This is a genomic window from Waterburya sp., assembly GCF_058530065.1.
Genome location: NZ_JBZNBU010000207.1, coordinates 1 through 11,513, shown reverse-complemented (window position 1 = coordinate 11,513; position 11,513 = coordinate 1). Strand labels below are relative to the sequence as shown.

The window sequence follows — 11,513 nt, the reverse complement described above, 5'->3', positions numbered from 1 at the left end:
GTTTGTAAAAGAAATATTAAATAACAATAATGGATGCGCCCTACCTTTGTTTTAAAGAGTGGATCGCAAAGATCGCACTCTTTGAATAAATCAGGAATACTTTCCCCCAGTCTCCCCGTCACCCAGTCTCCCCGTCATTCCTAGCTTTTATCTTTTGTTTACAAACAGTCTCTAAGAGCTATTCCTTACGTCATTTTAATTCACACTAGGCGTATTTTATATTTATGGGACAAACGGTTGCTAAAATCCTCGCGAAATACGCCAATATTTTTGAACTAACTGATAGCGAAAAGTATAAGTACTTCCAGAAAGATTATCTTCTTGGATTAAATAATAGTCCTTCATCAGTAACCGCAAAACAGTTCTAGCTATTTCTTTGTCTTGGGTATGGGGTTCGCTTTTAAGATATTGCCAGATTGTGAGAAAAGGAGTGGGAGGATTGATGGAAAGCACATCCAAAATTTCTAAGGCATAGATTTTCTGAACATCGTTATAGTAATTATCAATTCTTTCGCGATAGTGATCCATTTTCCAAATATTTAGGGGGTTGCGTAGGGATTCATCAACAGTATTAAGAATTATTTCGCGCTCGATTTCCCCTGAATAGTCTTTTAATTGATTGACTAGATGATGAATATAAAAAGGAATGCAGTCTACAGCTAAAGCTATCTCCTCTGCTATTGTCTGAAGGCGATCGACTACGATCGCTTCTCCTTGCAATAAATTGATGGTTAATTTGACTGCATCTTCTAAAGCCAAAGGTTGACCATCTACGGGATACATATCGTTAGTCGGATCGTTGCTGTAGCCAGCCTTTTGTAGATTTTTAATGATATGGTGCAAGCCAATCGAGCCAGAAAAAACCATACGCAGATCGGGATAAGTCTGACGAAGCGATCGCAAGCTATCCAGAGTTTCCATGGCTGCTGCAGGGCTAAAATTCCCCAACATATGAGGTATTTCATCCCAAACTAAGACTATTTGCTTATTTTGCATGGTGACTAAATCTTCGATGGTTTTAGTCAGTAGAGTTTTCCAATGGGATTTGACAGCAGAGGGAAATTGATATTCTATAAAATGAGAGCCAGTTAATTCGCTAATAAATTCTCTGACTCTTCTGGCTTTTCCCGCTTCTCGAAGATAGGTTTCGGTATCTTGCCAAACTGCCTCCACAAACTCAATGGGACTGGCGATACCCTCCAGATCCCGATAAATGAGTAGCATATCTGGAGGTGCTTCTTGAGTCATTTTCTTGAGGATGCTGCTTTTGCCAATTCTTCTTTCGCCGCTAAAAATAAAGCTTTGCTGTCTCAATCGATCCCAGAGTTCGGTAATGGTGCGATCGCGACCAATTACTTCTTGGGGATGAATTTGTCCTCCTGGATTAGTTTTAAACTTATCTTGCTTAAACTTAAAACTCTCAATATTATCGTTCCATTCTCTCTCTGGTTGAGATGCTCCATTCCAGTCCAAGTTTAGTTCTTGGCAGAGACGAATAAACGTATTTAAGGCAACTGGTTTACAGTTAATAAATTTGGAGACGGAAGACCGAGAAATTGCCAAACGCTCGGCTATGGTGCGTTGAGTGAGTTGCCGAGTGGCTAAAGATTCTTCTACTTTCGGTATCCATTCACTGTTTAACTGTAAAGAGCTACGTGCCATATTGCTTTAATTTTATTTACTTAGATAACCGCAGGGCTTAAAACCTTTATAAATTATCATAAGTAATTTTACTAAAACAAAATAGTTGGAAATCTTTGCTTTAAGATTTTTTTCAATCCATTTTAAAAACATCGAAGGGAGATGCAAGATTAATAGCATCTCCCCATAACTGTCGATAGTGCGATCGCAGTTCGATTGAATTTATTGTTTTAGTAAGCAAGCGTTTCTAAAGTCTCTTCTAAATAACGTTTTACTTGAGTATCTAGATCGGTTTCTAAGTTAATTTTTCGTTCTTGCTGCCAACTTTGAAAACCAGAACTTTTAGCGATCGCCTTTCTCAAACTGTACCAAATTGCTTGATTTTGCTCTCTTCCTGCTTGGGAAGTAATTGTTGAGTTTGTCATTTATGTTATTATCGCTTATTTGTCTTATATACTTACTAGTTTAACTTAACTAAAAAAACAGATTGTAGTTGCAACTACACAATTTTAGTTATTGACAGTTAAAACAACTATTTTTAAGCATTTCCATCTAAGTCTAATTCTGGCTGAACAAACCACAGAATTTTGTCTATTTTTATCCCAGGCACGGTAAAACTGTCAGCTATTTCTGCTACGGGATAGGCTTTGGTTTGAGATAATTTAGCTTCTTTGGTCAACAATACTAGCAAAACGCTTAAAGGAATCTGAAAGAATAAATTAAAAGAGTAAATACCAATAATGGCAATTCCCAAACCTAAAATACGCCACTGAGGCAAAAAATCGACGATCCCAGTAGCTAAGGGAGACAGGGTATAAACCAACCACATCAAAGCAGTCATTAAAGTCCCTGCGATCGCGCTCAAGAATTTGTGTTTAAAACTTTTCAACAGAGACAAAATCGCCCTGCGTTCTTCCCTTAAAGATTCTGGAGCGATCGATAGCAATAAAATACTAAAAATATCAAAGGGACGAGCTACCTGCATCAAGCATACAGGAGCTATCCCCAAGATAAATAATAAGAATAGTTCTAAAACTGGATGATAACTATCTCCAATACTTAAAGCGATCGCACTTAATCCCACAAAAATTGGAAAAACTGCTATTCCTGACAAGTGAATCCACAAAAAAGGTTCGGAGCGCAAGGCTTTGGTATTAAGCATCGATCTGACTTTTATTAATTAATAATGAACAATGAATAATTAATAATTATCTGTTAGTAAACCTAAAAATATTACGGTAGGGCTGTTTGCGAACAGCCCCTACCCATGCCTCTCCTTTTAACTAGTTTGTTGCTAAAGTACGACGCTTGAAGACTAATTCGTAGGCTTCGATAATATCTCCTTCCTGCCAGTCAGAGAATTTTGCAGCACCAACACCACATTCAAAACCAGTGTTGACCTCTTTAACATCATCTTTCATCCGTTTGAGAGAATTTAGTTCTCCTTCGTGGACTACTTTACTACCGCGACGAACGCGAATTTTGCAGTTGCGGACTATTTTGCCCGATAAGACATAACAACCTGCTACCGCACTGCGACCGACGGGGAATACTGCTCGAACTTCTACTTGACCTAGAGCTTCTTCTACTTCTTCGGGGTCTAATAGACCTTCCATCGCCCCTTGGATTTCGTTTAGTAGTTTGTAGATGATGTTGTATTGACGGATATCTACTCCTTCGCGGTCTGCTGCTTGTCTCGCCCCCGATGCCAGAGTTGTATTAAAGCCAATAATGACCGCACCACTAGCTGCTGCCAAATCCACATCGGTTTCCGTTACTTCCCCAGGAGAAGCAAGCAAAGTGCGAATTTGAACTTCATTTTGCGGCAACTGAGCTAGAGAGCCTAAAATAGCTTCTACAGAACCTTGAACGTCCGCTTTGATAATTAGGTTGAGTTCTTTAAGTTCTCCTTCTTGAGCCTGGGCGGAAATCGTACTCAAGCTGATACGACGGGAGGACATAGACTGTAGCAATCTGCTGTCTCTTTGTTCGATCGCCCGTCGATCGGCAACGGCTCTAGCTTCTTTTTCACTTTCATAGACATCAAATTCATCCCCAGCTTCGGGAACGTCATTTAAACCGAGAATTTCTACAGCAAAAGAAGGAGTGGCAGCTTCGACTTTATTGCCCATGTCGTCAATCATCGCTCTGACTTTACCCAGAACAGAACCAGCTACAATACTATCTCCTACTTTCAAAGTACCATTTTGCACTAACAGGGTAGCCACTGGACCGCGATTGCGATCGAGATTTGCTTCAATCACCGTACCTTTTGCCAGACGATCTGGATTAGCCGAGAGTTCTTCTACTTCTGCTACTAAAAGAATCATCTCTAGTAATTCGTCTAGATTGTCTCCTTTTAAAGCACTGACGGGAACCATTGTGGTGTCACCGCCCCAATCTTCGGGAACTAGACCTTGTTCGGTCAATTCTTGCTTGATGCGATCGGGATTTGCTTCGGGCTTGTCCACTTTGTTGATTGCCACAATTAAAGGTACTTCTGCTGCTTTAGCATGACCGATTGCTTCTTTGGTTTGGGGTTGGACTCCATCATCTGCTGCCACCACTAAAATAGCTATATCTGTGACTCTCGTTCCTCTGGCACGCATTGCGGTAAAGGCTTCGTGACCTGGAGTATCTAAGAAGACAATTTGCTCTTGCTGATCATTGTGTTCCACATCGACATGATAAGCACCGATATGCTGGGTAATTCCCCCAGCTTCTCCCGATGCCACTCTACTTTTACGAATCGAATCTAACAAAGTAGTTTTACCATGATCCACGTGACCCATAATCGTGACTACAGGAGGTCGATGCTGAAGATTTTCTAAATCTTCTACATCCAACATTTCTGTTTCTTTGACTGCTGCTGATGTTTCTTCTGGAGTTTCTACGATTACTCCTAACTCTTCTGCCACGATCTGAGCCGTTTCTAGGTCGAGAGTTTGAGTAATATTTACTGCAATTCCTTTGAAGAAAAGACTCCGAATAATATCAGTTTCAGGAGTGTTCAACCTTTGTGCCAAATCTCTGACGGTCAAATTATCTGTCAAAACAATCGATTCGGGTAGAGTAGGAGTAACTTTTCCTTTAGCTTGACGCTCGGTTTTTTGAGTTTTTTCTGTTTTAAAGGAAGGCTTACGGGGTTTTTTGTGGGTACTAGCAGCAGGCTGTTGTTGCTGCATCGAAGAGGGTTTAGGAGGACGAGCCGTTGACAAGCTAAAAGCAGTATCGACTTGTACTGTATTGAGATCTGTATCGAAATCGTCGTCATCATCCAGTACGGGTTTGGGTGCGCGACGTTTCTTGGCAGCTTTACCTTTGGATTTTGACTGTTTACCTTCATCATCCTCTTCATTTTCCCACTCTTTAACTTTTCTTGGGGGAGTAGGACGTTTGAGACGAGTAACTTTTTTGACTTCAGTTTTACTGATTACTTCATCAGGCTCGATATCCTCATCTTCTATTTCTTCGGTAACAGTTTCGTCAACTTCTTCTTTCGATATTTTACCTACTTTGCCTGGGGGCTGGGCTTTCTGAGGTCTTTGATTTAGCTTGGGCAGAGGAGAAATTACTTTTTTCTTTTTCTCTGCTTTTTCCGTTCTTTCTGTCTTATCTTGAGTAGGTTCTAAAGAACGTACTTTAGGCTTAATTGTTGGAGTTGGAGAACTCTTCTTAGTCGTATTTTTAGCTTTTTGAGGTCTAGAAGGCGGAGCAGTTAATTTCGGTGGTTTGACTGGAGTCAATCGTTCGGCAGATTCTGATGCCGACTTGGAACTGCTGTCATTAGGAGTGAAGTTTTGTTTTTGAGAAGTTTTGGGCGATGCTAATGATTTCCCTGGTATCGATTTTGCACTTGGTGGTTTGGGACGACTGGGAGGAGAGACCAACCTAGGCGCTTCTCCTGATGCTGGTTTATTAGGGGAAGTTAGAGAGTCTGGGCTGTCTGTTTTGTGATGAATTGCCAAAATTTGTTGCTTGCGTTTTCCTGGAGCTTTAGGAGCTTTTGAATCGGATTTTCGGTCGGTTTTGTTGTTGGGAGGGGATTTTGCAGCGATCGCTTTTACTCGTTCTGCTTGAGATGCGGTAATGGTGCTGCTATGGCTTTTTACTGCAATATTTAATTGTTCGCAAATCTCTTTAATATCTTTATTCTCCAAATGTAATTCTTTTGATAGTTCGTATATTCTTACTTTGCCGTTGTTCATCCACTATTCCCCTCAATTAGTTGTTTATATTTTTTACATAACCATTAGTTCGTCCGTGTAGTTTTTCATCTTCTTAAGATTACTGGTAAAACTTTATATGACTCTATCAGATTGAATCTAGAAAGAAAAATAGAACTGTATCTATGGATCTGAAATTGTTGGTTATCAATAATAGCCATAATTTTCAAGTTGGTGTTTTCTTCGAGTTCAGCCCGAAGTCACCCTCTCATGACGAGAAAAGCTACCTCAATACACCTTATTTTAGATAAAAATTCCCAATTATCGATACTATCTTAAGCTTTTTATTCTAAAAATGCGGTTTTGTAGTTAGACTTAAACATTATTGATTTAAACGTTCTTGTAAATTTTGGTAAATTTGTTCTGGTACTTTTATTCTGAGAGAAGCGCGCAAGCGATTTTTGGCTCTGGCTTGCTCTAAACATTGACTATTGCGACAAATATATGCCGAACGCCCCATTCCTCGATCTATTTCTATTTTGTGATTTGATGCAATCCTAACTACTCGCCAGAATAGTTCTTTAGGGGCTACACGACGACAACTGATACATCGACGATAATTTTTATGTTTCATAAATTATTTAGAAATTTTATTTGAAGTTAGAGAAGATCTGCAAAGTCAATAATTTTTGGGGGTTCTAACTATGGCAATAGACTAATATAATTCAGGCGTTTTATCGATCTCCTCTACTACTATATTTATTCTATTTTGGGCTCTACACTTTCCTCTGAATCTGCTTCTACTTCCGATATTTCTACATCGACCTCTTCTTCAGAGACATCTTCTTCTGATACTGGTTCGCTAGCTATTTCTTCTTCTGGTTCTGTTTCAGTTTCTGCTTCCATTTCAGTTTCTTCGGCAAACTCCAAATCTTCCATTTCCGCTTCTTCCTCTGCCAAGGCTGCCTCTGCTTCCGCTTTGGCTCTGGCTTTTTCTTCTGCTATGGCAGCCCACTTAGCCATTTCCGCTTCTTCATCAAACAGGTTGATATCTTTGATGTCGATTTTCCATCCCGTCAGACGAGCCGCTAAACGGACATTTTGTCCTTCTTTACCAATAGCCAAACTTAATTGATCTTCTGCTACTAAAACCAAAGATTGTTTTTCTTCTGCGTCCGCTAAAATCACTCGATCTACTCTAGCTGGACTGAGAGAATTAGCGATATAGGTAGCAGGATCGGGCGACCAACGAATAACATCGATTTTTTCGCCTCTCAATTCGTTGACAACTGCTTGGATTCGCGATCCCCTAGCTCCGATACAAGCCCCTACGGGATCGACATCTCGTTCTAAAGTATCTACCGCTATTTTAGTTCTAACTCCCACATGACGGGATGGAGGATGAGCTTCTCTAGCTACTGCCACAATACGGACAATTTCCTCTTCTATTTCAGGAACTTCGTTGCTAAATAGTTCTACTACCAATCCAGCAGCAGCGCGAGAAACCATTAATTGTGGTCCGCGATGGGGAGTATCTCTAACTTTTTTGAGATAAACCTTAAAGGTAGTATTCGAGCGATAGGTATCGTTAGGTAACTGTTCTCGTTTGGGAAGTTCTGCTTCTACTTCTGGCTGTCCCAAACCGCTAGTAACGGCGACAATTGCCGACTGTCTTTCAAAGCGAACTACTCTCGCTTGGAGAACGGTATCTTCTAGGTCGTTGAATTCTTCTTGAATTAGTTTCCGTTGTTGATCTCGCAATTTTTGCAACAACACTTGTTTGGTTTGAATTGCTGCCATCCGCCCAAAATCTTTTTGTTCGGGAGTCACATCAACAACTACCGAATCTCCGACTTGAATTTCTGAGTCGTCTATTTGTTCTTGGACTTCACTTAAAGCGATGTGGTGGTCGCGATCTTCTATATTTTCTTTACTAACGTCAACAATAGTTTTGGTGGTCAGAATTTTAAATCCTTCTTCTTCTGTATCTAGTTGAACGTTAAAGTTTTCAAAATATTCTTCGCTAAATTCTTCATTACGAGATTTTGAGCGACGAAATTTTTCATAACCTTTGACCAGAGCTTCTCTTAGTGCTTCTTCTACCGCACTGCTAGGCAGATTATATCTTTGGCTAATTTCTTCAATAGTTGCCTTAAGACCAGGCAAACTTACTAGAGTCATATGCTACTCCTAAAAATAAAGTTGAGTTTTGATTAGTTAATAGAATGTTTGGGATTGAATTTGAGGAAGATCGCCAGAATTATTCGTCATCCAGTTGCACTTTTGCCACTAACTCTCGGGGAATAGCGATCGCTTTACCTTTTTGATTGATCTGAATTGCTGTTTCATCCCTCTGCTGAAGTCTACCTTGCCATTGTTTTTTGTTTTTGTAAGGAGCAAAAGTCTTGATGGTGACTGCAAATCCTTTAAAAGCAATAAAATCTCTATCTGTAGTCAACGTCCGCGAAACACCAGGACTAGAAATTTCCAAGACATAAGCTCCAGGAATAATGTCGGTTAAGTCTAGTTTTTCTTCAAGTATTCTGCTCATTTGCTCGCAGTTTTCTAAGCTGGTATCGGCATGAGGATTTCGTATGTCAATTCTTAATATAGGTGGTGTCTTGTTGGTTTGAAACACCGCATCGACTAATTCTAGATTTAATTCTTCAGCTAAAGGGGATGCCAGTTCGATAATTTGAGGAACTAAAGGATGGGTCATGTTGGTGGAGAAATTACTTTGTACCAAGGAAAGCAATATTCGGTTAGCACGCAAAAGTATTCGTTCTATTAATTTAGACAACAAAAAAAGCGGGGTTTTCCCACTTCTATGCTGCTCGATATTTCTGTAGGCAGAAAGGATGAGGTACTATTTTTCCTTCCTTGAATATATGATACCAATAAATTATAAATTGAGACAATTATTCTCTAGCCCTTATCCAAAGACCTAAAAATCAAGAGACGCGATCGCTTTTCACTCAATCTAGTCAAAACTAGTTAGAAAAAAAAGCGATCGCGTCTGGTTAATTAACTGTTACTCGGTTCGATCCCAAACTGGGGAAAATTTAGAACAAGCCCAAAGTTAAAGATTCGTCGATGGGAAAAGTTGCACCAATTCCCAACCAAATAGTTACCAAAGTACCAAATAAGAATACTGTAGTAGCTACGGGACGACGGAAGGGATTTTGGAATTTGTTAACGTTTTCGATGAAAGGAATTAACATCAATCCCAAAGGTACTGCGGTTTGAGCGGCAATTCCCAATAATTTACTGGGAACAACGCGCAAGATTTGGAATACGGGGTATAGATACCATTCAGGTAAAATCTCTAGAGGAGTAGCAAAGGGGTTAGCAGGTTCGCCTACAATTGCAGGATCTAATACTGCTAGACTTACTACCAAACCAATAGTTCCCAAGATTACTACTGGGAAAATGTATAACAAATCGTTAGGCCAAGCGGGTTCGCCATAGTAATTGTGACCCATACCTTGAGCCAACTTAGCGCGTAAAGCGGGATCGCTTAGATCGGGCTTTTTTAGAGTTGACATAATTTTTTCTCCTAAGTTTACTTTAGATCGGCTATTGGAATAAGCAAGAATGATTGCTAATAATGCTGTCTAAGTTATTTAAACTAGAGACATAAAGCAAAAATACTATATGTCACTACATACAATTTACCTACTATCATTCCCAAAAGCCATCGGGAATTAGTTGCAAGATTCCCGACACGGACTCTAGAACCTCAATTTACAAAGGACCAGAAATACCTTGCTTGCGGATCATCAAGAAGTGCAACAGCATAAAGACTGCAATCAACCAGGGCAATACAAATGTATGTAAGCTATAAAAACGAGTCAAAGTAGCTTGACCTACACTAGCTCCACCTCTAAGTAGTTCGACCATTTGATCGCCCACTACAGGAATTGCTGCGGGTACGCCAGATACGATTTTAACCGCCCAGTAGCCAACCTGATCCCAAGGAAGAGAGTAGCCAGTTACACCAAAACTAACGGTGATTACTGCCATAACTACGCCAGTAATCCAAGTCAATTCGCGGGGTTTCTTGAAACCACCAGTTAGGTATACGCGGAAGACGTGAAGAATCATCATCAAGACCATCATGCTCGCAGACCAACGGTGGATGGAACGAATTAACCAACCGAAGCTAACTTCGTTCATGATGTACTCAACGGAAGAGAAAGCCTCGGATACACTAGGCTTGTAGTAAAAAGTCATGCAAAATCCAGTGGCAAACTGAATGAGAAAGCAGACTAGAGTGATACCGCCCAAGCAGTAAAAAATGTTTACATGAGGGGGTACATATTTACTGGTAATGTCGTCAGAAATTGCTTGAATTTCTAGACGCTCATCAAACCATTGAAAAGTTTTTGAATCAGTTACTTGTTTGGAAAACATGAAGCCTATATATTAGCTAACAAAAAAAATAGTTATGGATGATTTTACCGAATTAACTGACTTCCAATCTGGTTTTCGCCAAAATTTGGTAAGTCTCAGATGGAAATATTAAGTTTTGGTAATTGAGTGTTGCTTGTTATGGAAGCCTTGCTATCTGAAAACAGATATCACTCGCGGTCGTAATATTTGCTATTTAAGTCCGTAGAAGGAAAAGAGCTTCGCAAAAGGCCCTTAAACCTCTTTAAAAAATGTAACATAGCTTTAAGCTATGGTGTCTTTATTTAATCTCGTATTATAAGGCATCTTGTAGGTTTACTTGGCTGTAACCTTGTCTAAAAGCCAAGAAGACAAACAAATTAGGTATTTTTTTCTTTTGGTTTTTACGTAACATTTGGTAAACAATGACTAAAATAAAATAATCTCAGCAACTGAGTTACTTAATATATTTTTTCTCATGGTCAAAAAAGTTTTTACTGTCGCCCTAATGGTTTCATTCTGTTTGCTATCTAGTTTTGTTTGGTTTGTCCCTGAAGCAAGAGCCTTTACAGAAGAACAAAAACTACTATTGCAGTCTTGGCGAATTGTAAATCAATCTTATCTAGATGAAACTTTCAATCATCAGAATTGGTGGAAGCTAAGAGAAAAATACGTTAAAAAACCATTGCGCGATCGCGATGAGACTTATACTGCGATCGAAGAAATGCTAGCAACTCTAGACGATCCATTTACCAGGCTGTTAAGACCAGAGCAGTATCATAGTTTGCAGGTTAATACTTCTGGAGAACTTTCGGGAGTAGGTTTGCAGATTAATATTAACCCCGCCACTAAATTAATTGAAGTAATCTCTCCCTTAGCTGGCTCTCCCGCCGAAGCAGCAGGAATCGAACCTAGAGACAGTATTTTGGAAATTGATGGAGTTAGTACTAAAAATCTTACTTTAGACGAAGCAGCAGCCAGAATGCGCGGTCAAGTTGGCACAAAAGTATCTCTAAGGATTCAATCGGGTCAAGATAAAGATGCCCAACCTCGTACTTTAAATATAGTCCGCGATCGCATTTCTCTCAATCCCGTTTACACTGCTCTCGATACCACTACCAATCAAAAGGTGGGTTATGTTCGTTTGAATCAGTTTAGTGCTAACGCAGCTAAGGAAATAGCTCACGGAGTAGTCGATTTAGAGAAGCAAGGAGCCGAAGCCTATATTTTAGATTTGCGTAACAATCCTGGAGGCTTGTTGCAAGCGGGAGTAGACATTGCGCGGATGTGGTTGGACGATGGCACAATTGTTTATAC

At 39.9% G+C, this 11,513-nt stretch carries 10 protein-coding genes; 1 reads left to right on the top strand and 9 read right to left on the bottom strand.

The window, feature by feature from the left end; all coding sequences use genetic code 11:
* Positions 1 to 240 precede the first annotated feature (240 nt).
* The 9 genes from AC33VI_RS12835 to petB all read right to left on the bottom strand — a co-directional run bounded on the left by AC33VI_RS12835 (position 241) and on the right by petB (position 10,220).
* Complete coding sequence (locus AC33VI_RS12835) at positions 241 to 1,662, bottom strand: AAA family ATPase (protein ID WP_491782659.1); 1,422 nt, start codon at positions 1,660 to 1,662, stop codon at positions 241 to 243.
* Between the two features lie 209 nt (positions 1,663 to 1,871).
* On the bottom strand, positions 1,872 to 2,066 hold the full coding sequence (locus tag AC33VI_RS12830) for a hypothetical protein (protein ID WP_491782658.1): 195 nt from the start codon (positions 2,064 to 2,066) through the stop codon (positions 1,872 to 1,874).
* A 113-nt stretch (positions 2,067 to 2,179) separates the two neighbouring features.
* Positions 2,180 to 2,803 (bottom strand): low-complexity tail membrane protein, encoded by a 624-nt coding sequence (locus AC33VI_RS12825; protein WP_491782657.1) that lies wholly within the window; start codon positions 2,801 to 2,803, stop codon positions 2,180 to 2,182.
* 121 nt (positions 2,804 to 2,924) lie between these two features.
* Complete coding sequence (gene infB, locus AC33VI_RS12820; protein ID WP_491782656.1) at positions 2,925 to 5,849, bottom strand: translation initiation factor IF-2; 2,925 nt, start codon at positions 5,847 to 5,849, stop codon at positions 2,925 to 2,927.
* A 340-nt stretch (positions 5,850 to 6,189) separates the two neighbouring features.
* Positions 6,190 to 6,441, bottom strand: coding sequence for a YlxR family protein (locus AC33VI_RS12815; protein WP_491782655.1), 252 nt, complete (start codon positions 6,439 to 6,441; stop codon positions 6,190 to 6,192).
* Between the two features lie 125 nt (positions 6,442 to 6,566).
* A complete protein-coding gene (nusA, locus tag AC33VI_RS12810; protein ID WP_491782654.1) occupies positions 6,567 to 7,988 on the bottom strand; it encodes a transcription termination factor NusA in 1,422 nt (473 codons plus the stop codon).
* Between the two features lie 79 nt (positions 7,989 to 8,067).
* Positions 8,068 to 8,526: a ribosome maturation factor RimP gene (gene rimP, locus AC33VI_RS12805; RefSeq protein ID WP_491782660.1), complete on the bottom strand. Its 459-nt coding sequence runs from the start codon at positions 8,524 to 8,526 to the stop codon at positions 8,068 to 8,070.
* 343 nt (positions 8,527 to 8,869) lie between these two features.
* The gene (gene petD / locus AC33VI_RS12800) at positions 8,870 to 9,352 is read right to left on the bottom strand and encodes a cytochrome b6-f complex subunit IV (protein ID WP_491782653.1); all 483 of its coding nucleotides are present in this window, start codon (positions 9,350 to 9,352) and stop codon (positions 8,870 to 8,872) included.
* A 199-nt stretch (positions 9,353 to 9,551) separates the two neighbouring features.
* Positions 9,552 to 10,220 carry a cytochrome b6 gene (gene petB, locus AC33VI_RS12795; RefSeq protein ID WP_491782652.1) on the bottom strand — a complete coding sequence of 223 codons (669 nt, stop codon included), beginning with the start codon at positions 10,218 to 10,220 and terminating at the stop codon, positions 9,552 to 9,554.
* A gap of 454 nt (positions 10,221 to 10,674) precedes the next feature.
* Between petB and AC33VI_RS12790 the strand changes: the two genes are divergently transcribed.
* Positions 10,675 to 11,513, top strand: an 839-nt coding sequence (locus tag AC33VI_RS12790) for a S41 family peptidase (RefSeq protein ID WP_491782651.1), incomplete at its 3' end; no start/stop codon positions are given.